This window comes from Rhodococcus sp. IEGM 1318 (genome assembly GCF_033142465.1).
Lineage (GTDB): Bacteria > Actinomycetota > Actinomycetes > Mycobacteriales > Mycobacteriaceae > Rhodococcus_F > Rhodococcus_F qingshengii_B.
Window position 1 is genome coordinate 439,026 of record NZ_JAWLSC010000004.1, and the last position, 21,710, is coordinate 460,735.

Annotated in this window: 17 protein-coding genes and 1 pseudogene; 8 read left to right on the top strand and 10 right to left on the bottom strand. The window is 63.4% G+C overall.

What is annotated here, in order from left to right:
* Together R4P65_RS12970 and R4P65_RS12975 are read right to left on the bottom strand one after the other, a co-directional pair.
* Complete coding sequence (locus R4P65_RS12970; protein WP_317826768.1) at positions 1-726, bottom strand: hypothetical protein; 726 nt, start codon at positions 724-726, stop codon at positions 1-3.
* A gap of 150 nt (positions 727-876) precedes the next feature.
* Positions 877-1,740, bottom strand: a complete 864-nt coding sequence (locus R4P65_RS12975) for a hypothetical protein (RefSeq protein WP_317826769.1) — start codon at positions 1,738-1,740, stop codon at positions 877-879.
* Between the two features lie 212 nt (positions 1,741-1,952).
* Here R4P65_RS12975 and R4P65_RS12980 point away from each other — a divergent pair, with 212 nt between their 5' ends.
* On the top strand, positions 1,953-2,519 hold the full coding sequence (locus tag R4P65_RS12980; protein WP_317826770.1) for a DUF732 domain-containing protein: 567 nt from the start codon (positions 1,953-1,955) through the stop codon (positions 2,517-2,519).
* 12 nt (positions 2,520-2,531) lie between these two features.
* Here the strand turns inward: R4P65_RS12980 and R4P65_RS12985 are convergent, their stop codons facing one another.
* From R4P65_RS12985 to gltB, 3 genes are all read right to left on the bottom strand, one after another.
* Positions 2,532-3,428: a cutinase family protein gene (locus tag R4P65_RS12985; protein ID WP_317826771.1), complete on the bottom strand. Its 897-nt coding sequence runs from the start codon at positions 3,426-3,428 to the stop codon at positions 2,532-2,534.
* A gap of 184 nt (positions 3,429-3,612) precedes the next feature.
* Positions 3,613-5,064: a glutamate synthase subunit beta gene (locus R4P65_RS12990; protein ID WP_317826772.1), complete on the bottom strand. Its 1,452-nt coding sequence runs from the start codon at positions 5,062-5,064 to the stop codon at positions 3,613-3,615.
* Positions 5,057-9,655, bottom strand: coding sequence for a glutamate synthase large subunit (gltB, locus tag R4P65_RS12995; RefSeq protein ID WP_317826773.1), 4,599 nt, complete (start codon positions 9,653-9,655; stop codon positions 5,057-5,059). The genes R4P65_RS12990 and gltB overlap by 8 nt, the downstream gene beginning before the upstream one ends.
* A gap of 556 nt (positions 9,656-10,211) precedes the next feature.
* Between gltB and R4P65_RS13000 the strand changes: the two genes are divergently transcribed.
* The gene (locus R4P65_RS13000) at positions 10,212-11,651 is read left to right on the top strand and encodes an NAD(P)/FAD-dependent oxidoreductase (protein WP_317826774.1); all 1,440 of its coding nucleotides are present in this window, start codon (positions 10,212-10,214) and stop codon (positions 11,649-11,651) included.
* Positions 11,652-11,934: 283 nt separating this feature from the next.
* Here R4P65_RS13000 and R4P65_RS13005 read toward each other — a convergent pair whose 3' ends face one another.
* Positions 11,935-12,210: a hypothetical protein gene (locus R4P65_RS13005; protein ID WP_317826775.1), complete on the bottom strand. Its 276-nt coding sequence runs from the start codon at positions 12,208-12,210 to the stop codon at positions 11,935-11,937.
* Positions 12,211-12,421: 211 nt separating this feature from the next.
* Here R4P65_RS13005 and R4P65_RS13010 point away from each other — a divergent pair, with 211 nt between their 5' ends.
* The 3 genes and pseudogenes from R4P65_RS13010 to R4P65_RS13020 all read left to right on the top strand — a co-directional run bounded on the left by R4P65_RS13010 (position 12,422) and on the right by R4P65_RS13020 (position 13,719).
* Positions 12,422-12,619, top strand: coding sequence for a hypothetical protein (locus R4P65_RS13010; protein WP_317826776.1), 198 nt, complete (start codon positions 12,422-12,424; stop codon positions 12,617-12,619).
* A 315-nt stretch (positions 12,620-12,934) separates the two neighbouring features.
* Positions 12,935-13,273 (top strand): annotated as a pseudogene (locus R4P65_RS13015) (recombinase family protein); the annotation flags it as partial.
* Positions 13,274-13,470: 197 nt separating this feature from the next.
* Positions 13,471-13,719: a hypothetical protein gene (locus R4P65_RS13020; RefSeq protein ID WP_317826777.1), complete on the top strand. Its 249-nt coding sequence runs from the start codon at positions 13,471-13,473 to the stop codon at positions 13,717-13,719.
* A 53-nt stretch (positions 13,720-13,772) separates the two neighbouring features.
* On the opposite strand, the gene R4P65_RS13025 is transcribed toward R4P65_RS13020, so the two are convergent.
* Positions 13,773-14,135 carry a MerR family transcriptional regulator gene (locus R4P65_RS13025; RefSeq protein WP_317826778.1) on the bottom strand — a complete coding sequence of 121 codons (363 nt, stop codon included), beginning with the start codon at positions 14,133-14,135 and terminating at the stop codon, positions 13,773-13,775.
* A 74-nt stretch (positions 14,136-14,209) separates the two neighbouring features.
* Here R4P65_RS13025 and R4P65_RS13030 point away from each other — a divergent pair, with 74 nt between their 5' ends.
* The 3 genes from R4P65_RS13030 to R4P65_RS13040 are packed head-to-tail and all read left to right on the top strand — an operon-like array spanning position 14,210 to position 16,688.
* A complete protein-coding gene (locus R4P65_RS13030) occupies positions 14,210-15,430 on the top strand; it encodes an MFS transporter (RefSeq protein ID WP_317826779.1) in 1,221 nt (406 codons plus the stop codon).
* A gap of 8 nt (positions 15,431-15,438) precedes the next feature.
* Positions 15,439-16,278, top strand: a complete 840-nt coding sequence (locus R4P65_RS13035; protein WP_317826780.1) for an MFS transporter — start codon at positions 15,439-15,441, stop codon at positions 16,276-16,278.
* Positions 16,215-16,688 carry an MFS transporter gene (locus R4P65_RS13040; RefSeq protein WP_411742539.1) on the top strand — a complete coding sequence of 158 codons (474 nt, stop codon included), beginning with the start codon at positions 16,215-16,217 and terminating at the stop codon, positions 16,686-16,688. Before R4P65_RS13035 ends, R4P65_RS13040 begins: the two co-directional genes overlap by 64 nt.
* A gap of 804 nt (positions 16,689-17,492) precedes the next feature.
* Here the strand turns inward: R4P65_RS13040 and R4P65_RS13045 are convergent.
* The 3 genes from R4P65_RS13045 to R4P65_RS13055 are packed head-to-tail and all read right to left on the bottom strand — an operon-like array spanning position 17,493 to position 21,690.
* Positions 17,493-18,269 carry an enoyl-CoA hydratase/isomerase family protein gene (locus R4P65_RS13045; RefSeq protein WP_317826782.1) on the bottom strand — a complete coding sequence of 259 codons (777 nt, stop codon included), beginning with the start codon at positions 18,267-18,269 and terminating at the stop codon, positions 17,493-17,495.
* Complete coding sequence (locus tag R4P65_RS13050) at positions 18,269-19,510, bottom strand: CoA transferase (RefSeq protein WP_317826783.1); 1,242 nt, start codon at positions 19,508-19,510, stop codon at positions 18,269-18,271. Before R4P65_RS13050 ends, R4P65_RS13045 begins: the two co-directional genes overlap by 1 nt.
* A gap of 2 nt (positions 19,511-19,512) precedes the next feature.
* Positions 19,513-21,690, bottom strand: coding sequence for a hydantoinase B/oxoprolinase family protein (locus R4P65_RS13055; protein ID WP_317826784.1), 2,178 nt, complete (start codon positions 21,688-21,690; stop codon positions 19,513-19,515).
* Positions 21,691-21,710: the final 20 nt, after the last annotated feature.

Consider the following 21,710-nt stretch of genomic DNA (forward strand, 5'->3'; position numbering starts at 1 on the left):
TCAGCTGCCGAAGCTCAGGCTGCCCGTGAAACCCTGCTGCACATCGGCTTCCGAACGGGGAAGAACCTCGTAGGTGCTGGCGTACTGGCCACTGAAACCGGTGACGGTGATCGGGCGTCCTACCTCGACGGCGTCGACGGCGATTCCGGTCTGGGTGTTGACGAAGATGACGGTGTTTCCTTCGACACCCGAGACCAGGATCTTGTGACCGTAGGGAAGGTCGTCGACGACGGGTCCACTCACGATTCCGGACACTGTCACGAGACGACCCTCGCTGCCCTCACCGATTGCATTGAGGGGCAGTCGCGCCGGGCTGATCTGGGAGGTCGTGCCGATTACCTCGACGGCAGTCGGGCGGACGACAAGCAGGCCCTCCTGGTCCGCGAGGACGCCGGTGACCCGAACCTGATCGCCGAGAGTAATCCCGGAGTTGTTCGGATCGCTGATGTAGATGCCTGAATTGCCACTCTGGAGACCAAAGCCCTTGTCGTAGAAGCTGGATTCGAACACTCCGGACGGCGTAGTCGCGGTTCCCACGACGGTGACCGTCGTTCCGATGGCCTGCGCACGGGCTGACGCAATGGAGTCCGCGGACACCTCACCAACGGCTGCCGCCGGCTCCGCCGTTGCCGCAGTACCGACAAACATCGTGGCTGCCGCCACCACGGCCAGGGCCGTCACACCCCGACGTAGAACCGGACTCGCAAGAACGCTGTCTCGAAACATATTTGAGGACTCCCCTGTGATTTCGTGGCCGCGCAGGTCCTCCTGATGGAGTGCCGCCTTCGCCCACCCTGAGGCACAGGTTATTACAGGTCGGACGCCGCAGCGGTGGTGACATTCCGTCACCACCGCTGCGCCTGGGCATCCGAATTTCTAGGAACCGGAGCTTCCGGACGAACCGCTCGAGCCGCTGGATCCTGTTCCGCCACCGAGATCGTCGAGAGGATCGCTACCGGTGAGCCCGCCCGGGTACAGGTAGGCGTCGGAGATCGTGCTGAGCGAGGTTCCGGACGTAGCCGGTACCTTTGCGCGCCAGTTGACGATCGGATTCAGTACCCCGAACGGTCCGCAGCCACTGGCGGCGGGCAGCGCGAAGCCGGTGGCCTCGTTCCCGACCGGGCTCACTTTCAGCGCATTGTCCGGGAGCACCGTGTAGGTCGGGACCACCGACGGGTCAGGCGAGAGACGGAGATTCACCGGCGCAGCCTCGGAACCCAGGTAGCAGTTGTCACCGAGGAACGCGTTGTTGATCTTCATCCGGACCGGGATGCTCAGATCCATGTCGGTGATGATGCCGTTCAGGGTCGGCGCCTCTACTGCCTGCACCTCGGCGGTGACGGCGGCAAGGCCGAACAGATTGCCGAACGGCAGATCGATTCCCAGAACGCCGCCGGGAACCGTCAGCGGCTTGGAGTAGACACCGTTGTGTCCGTCGTCGCGTGGGAGAAGAACGGTGGACTCACCTTCACCGGAGCCGGCCTCGGCGGCAATGATCATGTCGCCTTTTCCGATCGGGAGGTTGAAGCCGTTGTTGTCGAAGGTTCCGCTCTGAACCACTACCGACACACAGGATTCGGCAGTAGCCGGACACACTGCGGCGCCCGGTACCGAATTGTCGACCGGGTCCTGAGCCGAGGCCATCGGCGCTGCAAAAGCCAGCACTGCACCTGCGGTACCTGCAATAACGGCCACGCGCGTGCCGAGACGTCTATTGCCGTTCTTGTGAGATGTCTGCACTGATTTCTCCCTGCCTTTTATGTGATGGGGGACGAAACTCGCAGTTATTGCTTGTGTTTCGACCGCCGCCGACAAGGTCTTGCGGTGTGCTCCTACTCACAAGTAACAACTGAACAGATGTATATCACAGGACTTCGACTTAAAAACAGGGCAAAAGGGAGTTTCCTTAAAACGGACAAACTAAGCGGTACGGTGTGTAACACTCACGGGTGATGAACACGAACAGACTGGTCCTCTGCGTCGCGGCAGCGGGCTTACTCCTCAGCGGTTGCAGCAGCCAATCCGACCGCGATGCAGCAGAATCCACATCTGCTGCCACCAGCACCACGGTGGCGGCGACGTCGAGTTCAGCTGCCCCCGAGTCCCTGTCGGCGCTGGCGACCAGCCCACCCGCCGCAACTCCGGAAGCCGCGCCGAGCGTGGTCGAATCGACGCCTCCACCGGTGTCACTACCGGTAGCGCCACCGGCAAATTCAGTGCCACAGCCAAACGCACCGATCGATGCACGGTCACCGGAAGAGATCGTCGCGAACGCGGGTGAGAAGGGACAGCGGTACATCGCCGCTCTGCGCCTGGCCGGGATCCCGCCCGCCGGAATGGATTCCGCAGAGATCCTTTACGCCGACGGCACGTGCAAGGCTCTTGCCGACGGCATGCCTCGGTCCGAGGTGCTGGCGGAGTTCGACTCCGTGGGCGAGGTGTACTCACAGATCACGCCGATGTCCTCGCAGCGAATCGCCGAGATCTACGTCGACACCGCGCAGCAGACGTACTGCTGACGAGCGATGTGATCAGGCCTTGCCGGCCAACCAGCCGTGCAGCCAGGATGTCGCCGAATTGCCCGCGCCGTCAACAACGTAACGCGTGTAGTCGGTGTGGACTTGCGAGCCGTAGAAGTCGACCAACTGATCGACGCGCCGCGAATTCGCGCCCGGATCGAGCTGAGCGATCAGTGCGGGGAGCCCACCAGCGGTCACCAGATCGTTGACGATCACGGCAGCCTCGTCGCGCAGCGCGAGCGCACTGGCGGGAGTGGGATCGGACGCCTGAGCCATGAATCCGGCCAGACGCATCACAAAATCGTCCTTGGGCGTCGAGCAGTACAGGTCACCGACGGCGCACAGCGTCACCGTTTTGCCTGACAGCCAACCGAACCCGCCGATGCGCGGGCCACTGGCACCGTTACCGCCGACAGCGGGGCCGATCAGGACGTCGGACTCGGAACGACGGGGATCGGACAACAAGCCGACGCCCTCGACGCGAGTCGGGGGAACAACGCCGATGCCGGTTCCGATCTCGGCGGCGAGATCGCCTGCCGCGTCGGCACCCTGGCTGTATCCGACGATGGCGAAGCGAGTGTCACCGCACGAGGCTGCCATGGCGCCGATCATGCCGCGGGCATTGTCGACGGCCTGCTGCTTCGACTTGGCGTAGACGTTGGATTCCCAGGGGAACGCCGTCGCCGAGTAGGTGACGTAATCGGTGCGCACGGAGCCCGGAAGCCCGTTGGTCACCGGGGCGAGCATGCCGGCGCCGGGCCTGGTGCCCGAGGGCTCCCACGTTCCCGGGATGGCCACGACGTAGAGGCTGGGGCAGGGATCAGCCGACGCCACGGGAGAACTGACAACCGGTACCACTACTGCCGCAGCTAGTGCCGACAACACCGCAACGAGACGCCTCGCACGCATGAAACTCCCCTGATTTAACTGAAGCAACCCATACACCACTATCGATGCTCAGGAATCATACTGTCTGGGCGTTGTGTCTGTCCGATGCACGATCGATGAATGTTTGTTACAGATCGTGCGAATTACTTGCAGAAACACAGCCGCACCCCACCGAATGCGGTGGGGTGCGGCTGTGTAAGAACCTCTAGCGCTGCGGAGCCGCTGTCGGGTGGATCGGTGACGGAAGGGCCGTGACACCCTCGAGGTAGGTGTCCACAGCAGCTGCTGCGGAACGTCCCTCGGCGATGGCCCAGACGATCAGGGACTGACCGCGGCCCATGTCGCCGGCCACGAACACACCGTCGACGTTGGTGTTCCACTTCGACGTGCGGGCGACGTTGCCACGCTCGTTCAAGTCGACACCGAGATCGGTGAGCAGACCCGGCTTCTCGGGACCGACGAAGCCCATGGCCAGGAGCACGAGATCGGCTTCGAGCTCGAAGTCCGAGCCCTCGACCTTCTCGAAGCGACCCGACTTCATCTCGACCTCGTGAGCCTTGAGTCCGGTGACCTTGCCGTTTTCACCGACGAAGTTCTCGGTGTTGACGGAGAACAGACGCTCGCCGCCTTCCTCGTGAGCGGAAGCCACGCGGAACATGAGCGGGTATGTCGGCCACGGAGTCTGCTCCGCGCGAGTCTCCGGCGGACGCGGCATGATCTCGAACTGGTGGACACTGGCCGCGCCCTGACGGTGTGAGGTGCCGAGGCAGTCCGCACCGGTGTCGCCGCCGCCGATGATGACAACCTTCTTGCCCTCAGCGGTGATGGTGGGAGCGTCGAGGTCACCCAACTGCACGCGGTTGGCGATCGGCAGGAACTCCATCGCCTGATGGATGCCGTCCAGTTCGCGACCCGGGATCGGCAGATCGCGAGCTGCGGTGGCGCCGCCGGCCAGAACCACTGCATCGAACTGCTTACGCAGCTCGTCCGCGGTGATGTCCACGCCGACATTGACGTTGGTCTTGAAGACGGTGCCTTCGGCTTCCATCTGCTCGAGACGGCGGTCGATGTGCCGCTTCTCCATCTTGAACTCGGGGATGCCGTAGCGCAGCAGGCCGCCGATGCGGTCTGCCCGCTCGAAGACCGTCACTGCGTGACCGGCACGGGTCAGCTGCTGCGCTGCAGCCAGACCGGCCGGACCACTGCCGACAACTGCGACCTTCTTGTTGGTGGCGTGCGCGGCGCGAACCGGCTTGACCCACCCTTCGTCGAAGGCCTTGTCGATGATCTCGACCTCGACCTGCTTGATGGTGACCGGATCCTGGTTGATGCCCAGGACACAGGACGCCTCACAGGGTGCGGGGCACAGACGACCGGTGAACTCCGGGAAGTTGTTGGTCGCGTGCAGACGCTCGATGGCGTCGTGCCAGTGGTCCTTGTAGACCAGGTCGTTCCACTCGGGAATCAAGTTTCCGAGAGGGCAACCGTTGTGGCAGAAAGGAATTCCGCAGTCCATGCAACGGCTGGCCTGAGTCTTGAGGGTTTCGTTCGGGAACTCCTCGTAGACCTCTTTCCAGTCGAGCAGGCGCAACGGCACCGGCCGGCGAACCGGAAGTTCGCGCGACGTGTGCTTCAGGAAGCCGCTTGGATCACCCACGAGCTGCCTCCATAACTGCCTCGTCCACGTTCTTGCCATCCTTCTCTGCGGCCGCGATGGCCAAAAGAACCTTCTTGTAGTCGCGGGGCATCACCTTTGCGAAGTGACCCACCTGCTGCGACCAGTCGCCGAGGATGCGCGTGGCAACCTCGGAGCCGGTTTCGTCGCGATGACGTTCGATGACGCTCTTCAACCAGGTGAAGTCGTCGCCCGAAAGATCCTCGAGGTCCACCAGTTCGGTGTTGAGGTTCTTCTCGAATGCCTTGTCGGGGTTGTAGATGTACGCGACGCCACCGGACATGCCGGCGCCGAAGTTACGTCCGGTGGCTCCGAGGATGACCACCTTTCCACCCGTCATGTACTCGCAACCATGATCGCCCACACCCTCGACGACGGCAGTGGCGCCGGAGTTACGGACTGCGAAGCGTTCGCCGACGACACCGCGAAGCAGAGCCTCGCCGCTGGTGGCGCCGAACAGGATGACGTTGCCACCGATGATGTTGTCCTCGGCGACAAAGCCTTCCGCTGCATCCAGCGGCGGGCGTACGACGATGCGTCCACCCGAGAGGCCCTTGCCGACGAAGTCGTTGGCGTCGCCGTGCAGGCGCAGGGTCATACCGCTGGGCACGAAAGCACCGAAGCTGTTACCGGCAGAACCGGTGAACGTGATGTCGATGGTGCCCTCGGGCAAGCCCTCTCCACCGAACGCCTTGGTGACCTCGTGGCCGAGCATGGTGCCGACCGTGCGGTTGACGTTGGTGATCGCGGACTCGAAGGAGACCGCCTCACCCTTGTCGAGTGCGTTGCGGGCCGAAACGATCAACTGCTGATCGAGTGCCTTGTCGAGACCGTGATCCTGCGTGCCGGTGCAGTGGACGTCCTGGTCCATGAACGCGGACTCGACCTGGGTGAGGATCGGCGACAGATCGAGATTGCCTGCCTTGCTTCCCTTCCAGTGATCGAGAGCGCGCGTGGTGTCCAGCATGTCGACCTGGCCGACGGCTTCGAGCAGCGTGCGGAAACCGAGTTCCGCGAGAAGCTCGCGAACCTCTTCGGCGATGAACATGAAGAAGTTCTCGACGAATTCCGGCTTGCCACTGAAACGCTGACGCAGCAACGGGTTCTGCGTCGCGACACCGACGGGGCAGGTGTCGAGATGGCAGACGCGCATCATGATGCAGCCCGAGACCACCAGCGGTGCGGTGGCGAAACCGAACTCCTCGCCGCCGAGCAGGGCAGCAACGACGACGTCGCGACCCGTCTTGAGCTGGCCGTCGACCTGCACGACGATGCGGTCACGGAGACCGTTGAGCAGCAACGTCTGCTGGGTCTCGGCGAGGCCGAGCTCCCACGGTGCGCCCGCGTGCTTGACGGAGGTCAGCGGGGTGGCACCGGTGCCACCGTCGTGACCGGAGATCAGAACGACGTCGGCATGTGCCTTGGAGACACCGGCCGCGACGGTTCCGACGCCGACCTCGGAGACCAGCTTCACGTGGATGCGGGCCTGCGGGTTGGCGTTCTTCAGGTCGTGGATCAGCTGAGCGAGATCCTCGATCGAGTAGATGTCGTGGTGCGGCGGCGGCGAAATCAGGCCGACGCCAGGCGTGGAGTGCCGAACCTCGGCCACCCACGGGTACACCTTGTGAGCCGGAAGCTGGCCGCCCTCACCGGGCTTGGCTCCCTGCGCCATCTTGATCTGGATGTCGGTGCAGTTGCTCAGGTAGTGCGAGGTGACGCCGAAGCGTCCCGACGCGACCTGCTTGATGGCACTGCGACGCAGATCGCCGTTCTCGTCCGGCGTGAAGCGCGACGGATGTTCGCCGCCCTCACCGGAATTGGAGCGGGCGCCCAGACGGTTCATCGCGATGGCGAGAGTCTCGTGAGCCTCGGCGGAGATGGAGCCGTAGCTCATCGCACCCGTCGAGAAACGCTTGACGATCTCGCTGGCCGGCTCGACCTCGTCGATCGAGATCGACGGCCGCTTGCCGATGTTGAAGTCGAACAGACCACGCAGAGCGGCAAGGCGCTCCGACTGGTCGTTGACCATGGTCGTGTACTCCTTGAACACCTCGTACTGACCTGTGCGAGTTGCGTGCTGGAGCTTGAAGACCGTGTCCGGGTTGAACAGGTGGTACTCGCCTTCACGACGCCACTGGTACTCGCCGCCGACCTCGAGCTCGCGGTGAGCGCGCTCTTCGGGGCGATCGAGGTACGCGATGCGGTGACGTGCTTCGACGTCGGCTGCGATCTGGTCGAGGCCGATGCCACCGAGCTGCGACTGCAGACCGGTGAAGTACTCGTCCGTCAGCTCCTGCGAGAGGCCGATGACCTGGAACAGCTGAGCACCGGTGTACGACGCGAGCGTCGAGATGCCCATCTTGGACATCACCTTCAGGACACCCTTGCCGGCTGCCTTGATGTAGTTCGCGATGCCCTTCTCGAGGGTCAGACCCTCGAGCTCACCGTTCTGCAGGAACTCGTCGATGGTCTCGAAAGCCATGTACGGGTTGACCGCTGCGGCACCGAAGCCGATGAGGAGCGCCATGTGGTGCACCTCGCGGGCGTCGCCGGCTTCGACGATGAGACCGACCTTGGTGCGCGACTTCTCACGAACCAGGTGGTGGTGCACGGCTGAGGTGAGGAGCAGCGACGGGATCGGCGCGTAATCCTCGGTGGACTCGCGGTCCGAGAGCACGACGATGCGTGCGCCACCCTCGATTGCCTGCGAGACCTGGTACTTGATGCCCTCGAGCGCACGACGGATACCGTCGCCGCCTTCCTTGACGGGGTACAGGCCGCGGATCACGACGCTGCGGAAGCCCGGGAATTCGCCGTCGTCGTTGACGTGAACGAGCTTCGACAGGTCGTCGTTGTGCAGGATCGGCTGCGGGAGCGCAATCTGCTTGCAGGAGTCCGCATTCGGGTGCAGCAGGTCGCCCTCGGGGCCGATGGTCGCGCCGAGGCTGGTGACAACCTCTTCACGAATCGCGTCGAGAGGCGGGTTGGTGACCTGAGCGAAGAGCTGCGAGAAGTAGTCGAACAGCATCCGGGGACGTGACGAGAGCACGGCGATCGGAGTGTCGGTACCCATCGAGCCCAGTGCCTCGGCACCGGAGAGAGCCATCGGCTTGACCAGCAGGTTGACCTCTTCGCTGGTGAAACCGAAGAGCTGCTGACGCAGCACGACGCGCTCGTGCGACATATACGTGTACGGGCGGTCCGGCAGGTCGTCCATGTGGATCAGACCTTCGTCGATCCACTGCTGGTACGGGTGCTCGGCAGCGAGTTCGGACTTGAGTTCGTCGTCGCTGATGACCCGGCCCTGCGCGGTGTCCACGAGGAACATGCGGCCGGGCTGGAGGCGGACCTTGCGGACCACGGTGGACGGATCGATCGGCAGAACGCCGACCTCCGACGCCATGACGACGAGGCCGTCTTCGGTGATCCACAGACGCGACGGACGCAGACCGTTGCGGTCCAGCACGGCGCCGATGACGGTGCCGTCGGTGAAGCACACCGATGCCGGTCCGTCCCAGGGCTCCATGAGAGCCGAGTGGTACTCGTAGAACGCCCGGCGGGCGGGGTCCATGCTCTCGTGCTTCTCCCAGGCTTCCGGGATCATCATGAGAACTGCGTGCGGCAGGCTGCGGCCGGCGAGGTGCAGCATCTCGAGCACCTCGTCGAAACGAGCGGTGTCACTGGCGCCCTGGGTGCAGATCGGGAAGATCTTGTCCAGGTTCTCGCGGCCACCGAAGACGTCGCTGTCGATGAGGGACTCGCGAGCGCGCATCCAGTTCTCGTTGCCGGTGACGGTGTTGATCTCACCGTTGTGAGCGACCCGGCGGAACGGGTGCGCCAGCGGCCACGACGGGAACGTGTTGGTGGAGAAGCGCGAGTGGACCAGGCCCAGTGCGCTCTCGACACGATCGTCCTGCAGATCGAGGTAGAAACCCTTGAGCTGCGGGGTGGTGAGCATGCCCTTGTAGACGAACGTCTGGCCGGACAGGCTGGGGAAGTACACGGTCTCGCTACCCGGGCCGCCCTTGCCGGCGCCTTCGGAGCCGAGTTCGTGCTCGGTGCGCTTTCGCACCACGTATGCACGACGCTCGAGATCCATGCCGGTGTACTTGTCATCCTCGGAGCCGATGAAGATCTGACGGAACGTCGGCATCGCGTCGCGCGCCAGTGCGCCCAGCGATGAGTCGTCGGTTCCGACCTCGCGCCAGCCGAGAACCTTCAGGCCCTCTTCGACGACGATCTTCTCGACTGCAGCAGCAGCCTCGTGCGCATCGGCGTCGCCCTGCGGGAGGAATGCGATACCGGTTGCGTACGCGCCTTCGGCGGGCAGCGCGAAGTCCACGACAGCTCGGAAGAACTTGTCGGGAACCTGCAGCAGAATGCCCGCACCGTCACCCGTGTTGGGTTCTGATCCGGCAGCGCCGCGATGCTCGAGGTTGACCAGAGCAGTGATCGCCTTTTCGACGATGTCCCTGCTGCGGCGACCATGCATGTCGACAACAAATGCGACTCCACAGGAGTCGTGCTCATTGGACGGGTGATAGAGGCCCTGGGGGCCTGGAAGTTGCTTCATACCCAGCCTTCGTATGCCATAAAGATGCACCGACGACCAGCAGCGCTGATGGCCATCAACTTGCAATGCAAGTCCTTCAAAGCACCGACACGACGATGTGATCGGTACCACCGAAGTAGCCGCCCTGCGCAGACGCGATGGTGTGCGTTCTGGCACCCGGCGACGTGAGTCTTCGGTCGGTTGAAACTTTTGTGAGTCAACCGTGTAACGAAAACGATAATTCAGAACCCCGGCACGGGCGCAACTAAGGTAGCCCTATAATTGCTCTGAACTGCGGCGATGCAGGGAGCCAGAAGGCCCCTCGACAGATTTCGGAGCTGCGTCTGTGCAGAGAAGTTCCGATTCACAGGATACCGAATCCGCAGGAAACAGGCGCGATGGGCGATGAATGCAACAACTGGCCGCAGCGATAAGAATCAGCTGCGGCCAGTGCGCCTCGAACTGTAACAAAAGTTGATCGATCAACCAAGGTCTAGGCCTGAATTGTTTGCTCGCAGAATGCCATCGCTGTAATTTCCGTAGGCTCACCCTTGAGAAGACGGGTGGCGAAGAGCAAATGACAACAGCAGTAGTGGTGGGCAGTGGCCCCAACGGCCTCGCGGCGGCGATCGAACTCGCCCGCGCCGGAATCGACGTCCATGTCATCGAGGGTGCGGACAAGATCGGCGGTGGCACCCGCAGTAGCGAATACATAGTCGACGGGCTCGTCCACGACGATTGCTCCGCCTTCCATCCCACGGCCTTGGCTTCTCCCTACTTCAAGGAACTCGACCGCGAATTCGGGCTCGCCAAGCATGGCCTGACGTGGCTGTGGCCCGAGATCGATCTGGTCCATCCACTCGACGACGGCACCGCCGGGGTTCTGTGGCGTGACATCAACCGGACCGCTGACGGATTGGGTGTCGACGGTAAGCGCTGGCTCGATGTGTTCGGATACCTCTCCGAGAACTTCGACGAGTTGGTGCAGGACGTTTTCAAGCCGATCGTGCACGTTCCGAAGCACCCGCTGATGCTCGCGCGTTTCGGGACGGGCGCTCTGCTTCCCGCGACGGGTTTCGCTCGGATGTTCAAGACCCCACAGGCGCGGGCACTGTTCGGTGGCGTCGCGGCGCACATGTTCGGGCGGTTGGACCTTCCCCTGTCCAGCGCTGTCGCGTCAATGCTGACCGCGGCCGCTCATGCTCACGGTTGGCCTGTCGCGCAAGGTGGTTCGGGCTCAATTGCAGCCGCCCTCGCGTCGATCCTGCGAAGCCTCGGTGGCACCATCGAAACCGGGAACTGGGTCACCAACTACTCCCAGATCGCCGACTACGACATCGTCATGCTCGACATCGCCCCCGACGCGGCCGGTCGTCTGCTCGACGGCCGGCAGCCCGACCGCATTGCCCGGGCCTACCGCAAATTCCGCTACGGCACCGCCGCGTACAAGGTCGACTACGCCGTGCGCGGTGACTCCGACGGAAGCGTCGTGCCGTGGACGAATCCGCATGCCCGCAAGGCCGGCACCCTGCATCTGTCCGGGACGATTTCGCAAACTGCTGCTGTCGAACGCCAGACCGTGCGGGGTCAGATGCCGGACAAGCCCTTCATTCTGTTGGGCCAGCAGTTCTTGGCCGACCCATCCCGTTCCGTCGGAGACATCCATCCCGTATGGGCGTATGCGCATGTGCCGCACGGCTATCCGGGTGACGCCACCGATGCGATCACGAGTCAGATCGAGCGGTTTGCGCCGGGGTTCCGGGACCGGATCGTGGGCGTCCACGTGCGCAATGTGCCGCAGATGCAGGAGTACAACCCCAACTACGTGGGCGGCGACATCTCCGCGGGTGCGAACACTGCGCGGCAGATCATCGCGCGCCCCCGGTTCGGGCTGGACCCCTATGCCACCGGCGCCCCGGACGTCTACCTCTGCTCGTCCGCGACTCCCCCGGGCGGCGGGGTCCACGGGATGGGTGGGTTCAATGCTGCGCGGGCGGCGCTGAAGGCGCGGGGTTGAGGCGTCCCCGATGGGGACGACATTGTCAGCGCGACTGCGGACGGGATCCTTGACGAAACCCATTGGGTTGAGCCGAAGAAGATGCTTCCTCCCAGGGCGCTCGCGCAATACATGACTAGCGAGAGACCTTGCGTCACTGAGCGTTGACGGCCGCGCGTTCGTTAGCGGGATTGAAGATAACCATGGGAAGCCCGGCGCGGTCATCGGCGTCAACACGGAAGGATTCATATCCAGCCTCGACACCACTGCCCCCGGCCGGCGCACCACATATGGTCGACGACACCTATTGGGGGCGGGGCGACGAGGACAAGAGGCCACTTCGGGATTCGAAGTCCGTCGACTTCTCGCTTTCAGACAGGAACGCGCCGATGACTTCGAAAATCGACTGAGATTTGTTGGGCAACGAGTCGTGCGCCCTCATTCGGTACGCGTTGTGCTCGAAGTCGGTCGGCAGTTGACCGATTCCGAGTTCTCGATCCACGAAGTGTGCGACAACCCGATCTGTGTCCGGGCCACGACGAGCGTCGCCGGACGTCCCCATGCGGTTGCGGGTACGCAATCGCAGAATCCTGCAGGGATGAGCGCGAAAGGTCGCGGCGGCGGCCGGGGGCAGAGCTGGCATTGGTACGGCCCGGATCGCGACGCCCGTGCGGCTCGATCGAAGGCTCTGCTGGATGCGTTGCGCAATGGATGGGACGCAGACGCGGTGGAATCCGCATTGCTTAGCACGGACACTCCGACACTCTTTGACGAGCGAAAGGCACGAGAAGATGAGCGAGAACTTCACTCCGCGGGAGCGGTCCGCAGTGGAAGCGGCGGCATACCAGGCAACGAAGCACAGGCAAAAGATCACCGCCACGGATCTCATTACGGTCGTTGAGGGTTTGACCGGAACGTCGGTTGCGCGGACTCCGCGTATCGACATCGCGTTTCCGGCGGCGGGTGATCCGGACGAGCTCTTCCACTGACTGACGCACGACGCGGCTCGGTTCGCCGGTACGCGCAGTGTGGCGCAGTGGTGGTAAGGGCTCGATGCCCAAGCAACCACCACCACGTACGGGGGCGGCCCCGACTCTCTCGAGTTGAGTCGGGGCCGCGTTTTTGTCCGTTCGGCTATTCGGTGTCGAGGTCGATTCCCATCGACCGCGCCACCTCGACGCCGATGGTGGCAAGTTCGGCGATCGCCTCCGGCTTGATTCCGGCCGTGCGGGACGCGTCGAGCAGCTTGAGCAACGTCGTGAGACTGGGATCGTCGCCGATAGCGCTAGCAGCGTCGAGGTCGCTCCCTCCCCTATCTGTTGCAGACGGTAGAGGATCTCGCCGCCCGCGGTGTCAGATTCAAATCGTTGACCGAAGCAATCGATACCACCACCTCCGGCGGCAAACTGATCTTTTCCATCTTCGGTGCTCTCGCCGAGTTCGAACGAAACCTCATCCGTGAAAGGACTCAGGTCGGTCTTGCCGCGGCCCGAGCACGGGGCCGTACCGGTGGCCGGCCACCGAAGATGACGTCGACGAAACTCGCTCAGGCACAACGGATGCGGGAGAACGGAATGCATCTGACCGACATCGCCGAGATCATCGGAGTCGGCCGGACCACGCTGTACCGACACCTGAAGTAGCCCCAGGATTCACTTCGTCGGTCTACTTGAGTCAACGGTCTCCGCACTGCCCGAAATCGTGCATTCACCTGTTTCGGTCAGTACGGTTCCGGTCATGAGTTTCGGTCGACGATTCGCTTGTGACTTTCGGCTGAAGATGGCGCGGTTTCTGATGCCGTGGTTGACATGGTGTGGACGTTTGTAGGCAACCGTTCTACATGCCGCCGATGACACGGGCGCTCGCGACGGTGTCGACGACATCAGCGGCGACTGTGGGTGAGGTCATTGATTTTCGTGATGTGTTTGACCTGCGTGTGACTCTCGGAATTATTTGGCACGCCACCGCGGGACGTTTGTCAGGTGAGGTTCCGATAAACGGTCGATCTGCAGACGCCGAGCGCTTCAGTGATTTGGCTATCGACATGCCATCGCTGAACACTCACGTACTGAAGACCGACGAAGGGTGATCCACTCATCGCCGGGCCATCCGGAGGCTTCCACTCAGTTGGTGAGAGTCGTATCAGGCGAGAGCCTTGACCGCGTCGAGATACCCGATGATCGCGTCGCGGTTGCGCGTCAGGAACTCGATACGATCGCTCATACGGTCGCGTTCATGTTCCAGAGTGGTCAGCATCTCGGGAGTCGCATCGACGAAGTGAATGGTACGGGGTTTGTCCAGACACGGCAGGATCTGCTTGATGATCCGAGTCGGCAAGCCGGAGTCGAGCAGGCCCCGGATCTGAATGACCCGATCGACCAAATAGTCGTCGTACTCCCGGTACCCATTCGCCATACGGCGGGGCACGATCAAACCTTCGTCCTCGTAGTAACGCAACGCTCGTGCAGACGTGTCCGTCAGCTTCGCGAGTTCTCCGATCCTCATGCGACGCAACTCACTTCCCGTTCCGGGCCTCGAACTTGACCTTGACACTAACGTCAACCATGGACGATAAGGTTATGGCTCAAGTACAGCACACCCCGCAGCGTGCATCCCGGCCCGAGCGTCTACCGCTGGCCGGCCTGCTGGCACTGGGCGCAGCCGGGTTCATCACGATCATGACCGAGGCGCTGCCCGCCGGAATCCTGCCCGCGATGAGCGGCGACCTCGGCGTCACCGAATCCGCAGCCGGGCAGACGGTGACCGTCTACGCAATCGGCTCCGCCCTCGCCGCCGTACCGCTCACCGCGGCAACCATCGGCTGGGCGCGCCGCCGCCTGCTATTGCTAGCGATCGCGGGGTTCGCCGTCGCGAACACGATCACCGCCATCTCCGACAACTACGCACTGACTCTGGTCGCACGGTTCGCCGCCGGGATTGTCGCGGGACTTCTCTGGGCACTGATGGCGGGATACGCCCGCCGCATGGTCGCTCCGGACCAGCGAGGAAAGGCGATGGCGATCGCTATGGCCGGCACCCCGGTCGCCCTGTCGATCGGAGTGCCCGCCGGCACGTTCCTCGCCAACCTGGTGGGCTGGCGGTACACGTTCGGGATCATGACACTGCTCACCCTGATCCTGATCGGTTGGGTACTCGCGGCAGTGCCGGAATTCCCCGGCCAAGCCAAGGACGCGCGCCTGCCCTTGCGTCGCACCCTTACGATCCCCGGCATCGGCGCGGTGCTGTTCGTGACGCTCGCCTTCGTCCTCGCCCACAACATTCTCTACACCTACATCGCCCCCTACCTGGCACCGCTCGGTCTCGCCGATCGCGTCGACGCGGTGCTGCTCACCTTCGGCGTCGTTTCCCTGCTGAGCATCTGGTTCACCGGTGTCCTCGTCGACCGCCGCCTGCGTCCACTGATGATCGCGAGCTGCGCCCTGTTCGCCGTCGCTGCAGCCGCACTGGGACTCTTCGCCGCCGTCCCGTGGCTGGTGTTCGCCGCCGCCGCGGTGTGGGGGCTCGCGTTCGGCGGTGCCGCGACCCTGCTTCAGACCGCTTCCGCCGAGGCCGCCGGGGAGGCGGGTGATGTCGCGCAGTCGCTGGTGGTCACCTGCTGGAACATCGGCATCGCCGGAGGCGGGATCGTCGGTGGTCTGCTCTTGAGTGGCGTCGGCCCGGCCTCGCTGCCCTGGGCTGCGCTTGCCCTCCTGATCCCCGCCCTCGTCGTCACCGTCGCCGCGCACCGACACGGGTTCCCAGGACACCAGCACCGCAGCGACCGCGAGACCGCGGTATGAACAAGGACGTGACACCCGAAACTGGCGACGGCCGGCCGGGATGGTCGCTGGCGGCCGCGAGCACAGTAACGGGAGTGTTCGTACTCTCCAACGCTCCGACGCCACTGTATGTGCGATGGCAGGCCGAATGGGGATTCAGCTCAGGCACCTTGACCGTTGTGTTCGCCGCCTACATGGTCGGCCTGATTGCCACCCTCCTCACCGCTGGAACACTCGCGGACCACTACGGGCGCAAAGCCGTCCTGATACCCGGGCTGGGAGCCGCCGTCGCCTCATCGGCACTCTTCCTGCTCGCCGGCAACGTTCTCTGGCTCCTGGTAGCGCGACTACTCGCCGGAGTTGCGGTCGGAGCGGCCGTGACCGCGGGCATGGCGGCGACGGTAGACCTCGCTGGGCGGCGCCGTGGCCGAACCGGATCGCTGATCGCTTCGGCGGCAATGGTTTTCGGCGCCGGGCTGGGACCACTCCTTTCCGGCATCATCGCCCAGACGAGCAACGCACCCCAGCGGCCGGTGTTCACGATCGTGCTCGCCCTCACCCTGCTCGCGCTCATCGTTGCCGTGTGTCTCCCGATCGGTCGACCGACGGCGGCGAGCAGTAGCCCGCACCGCTGGTCATGGCCGAGCGTGCCCACCCGGAATCGCCGCCCACTCGCGTGGGGTATCGCTACCTTTGCCCCCGGCATCACCGCCACCTCATTCGTCCTCTCTCTCTCGGGCCGACCGTGCTCTCAGACGGGCTGGGGCAGAACAGCACCCTGTTCGCCGGTCTCACCGCAGCTTCGATGTTCTTCGTGGCCACCGGCGTCCAATTCGCCCTCGCCCGGCTGGAGACTCAGTCGCATCTGATCCTCAGCTCTGCCGCAGCGGTCGCGTCTACGACCACGCTGGCTCTCGCCCTCACCGCCTTACCGGTCCCGGAACTGTTCGTCTGCGCGGCCCTTTTCGCCGGTGCTGCCCAGGGCCTCGGTCAACTAGCGGGCCTCACTCTCATCGCCACCCACGTCCCAGGTACCCGGCGAGCCGAAGCGAACGCCGCCCTCAACATCGCCGGCTACATCCCCGCAGCCATGCTGCCTGTCGCCACGGGCTACCTCATCGACGCCACCGGACTCACCCCAGGAGTCCTCGCCTTCGCCGGAGTGCTCGGCGCTGCGGCAATGATCGCGCTCATGATCGTGGGATTCGACACCACGAGAGAAGTAAGAATCCAGGCGAGAATACGTTCCAGTGCTTCACCCCAGTACTTCACCGAGTAACTGACAGAAGCCATGCAGGTGCCTCGGACCGCGATAGCAATGCCTCGGATCATTTGGCAGAGGACACCTGACAAGTCGGGCGAGAATCAAGGTTCAGTCATATTTGTTCTCCCGCTGTGTCACTCCATATTTGTGCGCGGTTGGTGACGATAATTTCGGTTATCGCACCGTCTCACCGAAATCGCCTGATCAGCACACTTTTCGCCTGTTCTGGCTCATCAAATCTGATACGGACTCATCGAATCTGATCTTTGCGCCAGCCCCAGCTGGGCTAGCGTGATTCCTCGGCCTTCCGGTCACCGGCCGCGCCAACCTCTCTTGGCGCGCTGCACTCAACCGGAAGTCAGTCCGTCACGTCTACGATCGATGGATTCGTCGCGCTCTCCGTGCCACATAATTCTGTAAAAAAATTCCGAGAGTCACACCGCTGGAGATTGATGTGGTCAGAGCTTTGCGTTGCACTGTTCATGGGCTGTCGCGGCTTGGCGAGTGATGTGGGTCGGGACAGTCTCACCGGTCTCGGGGCAACGGCGCCGATTTCAGCCGTTTCTTGGTAGGGATGTGAGTGCCGTCCGCCAGTAGGAGGACACCCGGCGGCAGTCGGCACGCACGTTGCGACTCGCCGGTCGCTGAGATGTGACTCAGCCTTGTAGGTGAGTCGAGTTCTGAGGTCGGTGGACTCCATCAATGGGCGGTTCGGGGTCGATGACGTTGACCGTGGCGGATCTTCGTCGTCGTGCCGAATCAGCGGCGATTCGCGTGTCCTGAAACGGAACGCCACGCCGCCGCTGATTCGGTTGGCGGTCAGTTCCCCCGGCTGGGGAACCGTGGGGATTCGCGGTTGGCGAACGCTGCCAGCCCGGCGCGGGCATCAGCGGAATCAAAAGCTTGCTGCCCATACAGGGCTTCGGCATGAAACGCAGCCTCGAGTGGCATATCGCCGAGCTGGAGTACGGAGCGTTTGACCACATCGAGTGCATTGCCGGACAGCGTCGCGAGACGGTCCGCCCACCGCATCGCTGCATCGAGGACTTCGTCGGGCTCGACTACCAGATTCACCAGACCCATTCGGTACGCCGTGTCGGCATCGACGCGGTCGCCGAGTAGAAGCAGTTCCATGGCGTGCGCGTACCCGATCTGCCTGGTCAACCGTGCGAGGGTACCGCCAGCGGGAACAACACCGATCCCTACTTCCGGCAACGCGAACTGCGCAGTACGAGACGCCACCCGTAGATCCGTCGAGAGCATGATCTCGAACCCACCACCGAGAGCGAGCCCGTTGATCGCGCAGATCACCGGTTTGAACAACCGGGTGTGCTTCTGATGAGCACCGTCCCAATGCGAGATGTCGAAACGACCCTCCGCCAGGGCGGGAATCGATTCCGAAAGGTCTGCACCGACACAGAAAGCCCGATCACCAGCACCGGTGAGAACCACCGTAGCTACTCCGTCGTCACACCTGGCTGACTCGAACGCCTCGGCCAACTCGTCGTACATCGCCAAGGTCAGTGCGTTGAGCTTGATCGGACGGTTGATGGTGACGAGGGCTGTGGGTCCGTGTTTTTCATACGTGATCGACATCAGATCGCTCCTACTGACCGGAGTTTCTCGATGTCCTCGGGGCTGTAGCCGACCAATGCCCGCAGGACCGGGGAGGTGTGTTCGCCGACCAGGTTGGCGCGACGAGCGGGGGTTGCCGGTGTGACGCCGAGTTTGATCGGTTGCCCGAACATCCGAAGGTGTCCGAACTGGTTGTAGTTCACGTCGACGATCATCTCTCGGGCAGCGGTCTGCTCGTCGGTGACGACCTCGTCGATCGTTTTGATCGCCGTCATTGGCACCTTCTCGCCTGCCATGTCCTCGAGTTCGCTCCGTGTTCGATCGGCGAACCATTTGTGCAGGAGCGGGCGGACGCGTCGCTCGTAGGTGTCGCGGTCGAAGCGCTTGGCCATGGTGTCGATTTCGGGATCAGTCGCGGCATCGGGCTCATTGAACATCTCGCATGTAATCGTCCAGAACTTGTCGGTGTATCCACCGAAGAACACATCACCGTCCTTGCAGGGGAACAGCTCGTACGGGCGGACGAACGGATGCTCGTTTCCGAGACGGCCTGCGACCTGGCCGTCGACGGTGAAGTTGACGACGGCGGACTCGGTCATCGCCACCACGCTGTCGACCTGTGCGACGTCCACCAGCTGACCTACTCCGTGCTGTTCGGCGTGTCGCAGTGCGGCGAGGGTTCCGATGACGCCGAACATTGTTGCCGACAGGTCACCGATGATGGTGCCGACCCGCTGCGCGGGGCGGTCTGGTTCACCGTTCATCGACCACAACCCGCCGGCGGCTTGGGCGGTGTTGTCGTATGCGGGGCGGCGGCTGAGGGGGCCGGTTTGTCCATATCCGGAGATCGCGGTGTACACCAGTCGCGGGTTGATCTCTCGCAGTACGGAATACCCGAGGCCGAGCTTGTCCATGGTTCCGGGGCGGAAGTTCTCCACGAGGATGTCGGCTTTGGCCACGAGATCTTTGAGGACCTGTTTGCCCTCGGGGACAGCGAAGTCGACGGTGATGCCGAGCTTGCCTCGGTTGTATTGCGCGTAGAAGGCGCTGAGTTCCTCGTCTTCGTGTTTCAGGAACGGGGGGAAGGTCCGCGTGTAGTCAGGGTCGCGCGGGTTCTCGACCTTGATAACAGTCGCTCCTAAATCCGCCAATATCTGCGAACAGTACGGTCCTGCAACCACTCTGGAGACATCGAGGACCACCACACCGGACAGTGCACCGTTTACTGTGTCGCCTGCCAGCAAGGCCTCGGGCGTGCTCATTGTTACGTTCCGATCTTCGATGGTGTGACGCCTTCGACCTTGATGCGGGCGTCGAGTTGGGTGCCGCAGTCCGGGCAGTAGAGCTCTTCGAGGTGCACGGTGCCGATTTCGTTGTTGCGGTGGCGGATACGTACGCCGAGGGCTTCCATGGATTCGGCTGCTACAGAAGTTCGGGTGTGGCAGCCACCTCGCCAGGAGTCCGTCGATCCGAGGTTACCGGTGCACGACGGGCATTCCCAGAAGCTTCCGTTGCGTGTGGGCGAGACGGGGCCGGAGATCAGATCGTCGCGGACGCTTCGTGTCGGCGCGGTGCCGATTCGTGCAGCACGCATCTGGCTGCGGAGCTCGGTCGTTGCGGTGGCGTCGACATTGCCGTCCGCATCGAGGCCGACACCGTAGACGTCGTGTGCAGCGGCGGCGGTAATGTAACGATCGCGTACATCCTGCGCGACGGTAGCGGCCGAACGGAGGAGCGGGTCGCCGTAGCCGCCGCCGCCGGCGCACCACTGCACGAACACATCGCTCTGGTGGACGGTCAGGCCTGTGTGGTTGATGTCGAGGAGTTGGCGTTCGTCGGAGACGAGATTGGTCTCCGTAGGGACGACGCCCTCGTCGATGAGCGAGTTGGCGTTGGTACCGCGCCAGATTTCGTGTCCGCTACCACCTCCGGGAAGTCCGCCGCCGAATCCGTCGGCGGGTACCTGGGCGGTCGGCGAGAACACGGTCTGCACCACCTCTTCGGCCCCGCGTAGCGTCCACGCGAACTCGGCTCCGAGGCCGCCGCGGGTGCGGCCGTGCCCGCCGCTGGACAGAGACAGCCTCTTCCAGAGGTAGTGCACCGGGTAGAGCATCTCGTTCATCTCCACGTCGGGGAGCATGTTGTTGACCTGGGTCATCATGCCGGCGCAGTCCAGTCCGTCCGATTCTGGTTGCGCGCCGGCGCCCACGGCGCCGCCGTCCATGTTGAACAGCACGGTGTAGTTGCCGTCGTCGGTGTCACCTGACGAGATGCCTCCGGTCCAGGAGTCCGCCCACACACCCTGGGTGCGGTTGCGGATGATCTCGTCCTCGCTCAGGCGGCAACTTTCGTTGAGCAGTTTCGTCACCACACGGCTGACACGAGCGCCGGTGGTGAGGTGGCCGTTGCTGATCGGCGCTGGAGGGACGGGGTCGACGATGCTGCCGCGCCTGGTCTTGACCTCGAATGCGGCGACGACACCTTCGTTGAAGGGAACGTTCCACGCCAGGATCGGGACGATCGCACTGGCGACGCTGCCGAGCAGTGCTCCGTAGGAGCAGTTGACGAAGCCGCCGGTCTGGTCGCTGGAATCGGTGAAGTCGAACGTGACCTGGCCACCGGACTTGGTCATGACGCAGTGCACGCGGTACAGGTCGTTGTCGTGGCCATTGTGCTCGGTCCACTCTTCCGCTTCCCACCGTCCGTCGGGCAGCTTGGCGATGCGCTCGCGCATCACCTGTTCGGAGAGCTGGAAGCTGAGTTCGGAGTACTCGTGGAAGGTATCGAGGCCGAACTCGTCGATGGCCTCGAGCATCCGTTGAATGCCGGTGTTGTTGCTCGCTACCAAGCTTCGGACGTCATTCCAGTACAGGACCGGCACACGCACGTTGTTCAGAAGCAACCGCTTGGTGGACTCGACCGGAGCGCCGGCCTCGAAGACCTTGACTCCTGGTGGAATGCGGACCGCTTCGCTGTAACAGTCCAGTGCGGCGGGTGCGAATCCGCCCGGTGTCATACCGCCGACGTCGACGAGGTGTGCTTGTGACTGCGCCCAGGCGATCAACTGGCCCTTGTAGAACACGGGGGAGATGACGGTGGTGTCCGGCGGATGGCTGGATCCGGAGGTGTGGGGGTCGTTGCAGATGAAGGCGTCGCCCGGCTGCAGTTGCTCATCGCCGATGGTGGCGACCAGGTTGCGGACTGCTACGCCGCCTGAGCCGATGTGGAACTGGACGTAGTCGGAGTAGCTGTAGATGCGGCCGTCCGGGGTGAACAGTGCGGTGTTGAAGTCGCCTGCTTCGGTGATCACAGGTGATCCGCTCGAGCGGATCATCGCGATGCCCATCTCCTCGACAATGGAGTCGAGTCGCATGCGAATCACTTCGAGCGTGACGGGGTCGTACGTGGGCAGTGACGTGTTTGCGTCATGTGTCGTAGTCATGTCAGGTGAACTCTTCCTCG

What these genes read in the sequence shown, in the direction of transcription:
- R4P65_RS13000 (WP_317826774.1), top strand. Translation starts at nt 10,212, where the DNA reads ATGACAACAGCAGTAGTGGTGGGCAGTGGCCCCAACGGCCTCGCGGCG.
- R4P65_RS13020 (WP_317826777.1), top strand. Translation starts at nt 13,471, where the DNA reads ATGCCGCCGATGACACGGGCGCTCGCGACGGTGTCGACGACATCAGCG.
- R4P65_RS13050 (WP_317826783.1), bottom strand. Translation starts at nt 19,510, where the DNA reads ATGAGCACGCCCGAGGCCTTGCTGGCAGGCGACACAGTAAACGGTGCA.
- R4P65_RS13010 (WP_317826776.1), top strand. Translation starts at nt 12,422, where the DNA reads ATGAGCGAGAACTTCACTCCGCGGGAGCGGTCCGCAGTGGAAGCGGCG.
- R4P65_RS13025 (WP_317826778.1), bottom strand. Translation starts at nt 14,135, where the DNA reads ATGAGGATCGGAGAACTCGCGAAGCTGACGGACACGTCTGCACGAGCG.
- R4P65_RS12970 (WP_317826768.1), bottom strand. Translation starts at nt 726, where the DNA reads ATGTTTCGAGACAGCGTTCTTGCGAGTCCGGTTCTACGTCGGGGTGTG.
- gltB (WP_317826773.1), bottom strand. Translation starts at nt 9,655, where the DNA reads ATGAAGCAACTTCCAGGCCCCCAGGGCCTCTATCACCCGTCCAATGAG.
- R4P65_RS13030 (WP_317826779.1), top strand. Translation starts at nt 14,210, where the DNA reads ATGGCTCAAGTACAGCACACCCCGCAGCGTGCATCCCGGCCCGAGCGT.
- R4P65_RS12980 (WP_317826770.1), top strand. Translation starts at nt 1,953, where the DNA reads ATGAACACGAACAGACTGGTCCTCTGCGTCGCGGCAGCGGGCTTACTC.
- R4P65_RS13055 (WP_317826784.1), bottom strand. Translation starts at nt 21,690, where the DNA reads ATGACTACGACACATGACGCAAACACGTCACTGCCCACGTACGACCCC.
- R4P65_RS13045 (WP_317826782.1), bottom strand. Translation starts at nt 18,269, where the DNA reads ATGTCGATCACGTATGAAAAACACGGACCCACAGCCCTCGTCACCATC.
- R4P65_RS12985 (WP_317826771.1), bottom strand. Translation starts at nt 3,428, where the DNA reads ATGCGTGCGAGGCGTCTCGTTGCGGTGTTGTCGGCACTAGCTGCGGCA.
- R4P65_RS13040 (WP_411742539.1), top strand. Translation starts at nt 16,215, where the DNA reads ATGTTCTTCGTGGCCACCGGCGTCCAATTCGCCCTCGCCCGGCTGGAG.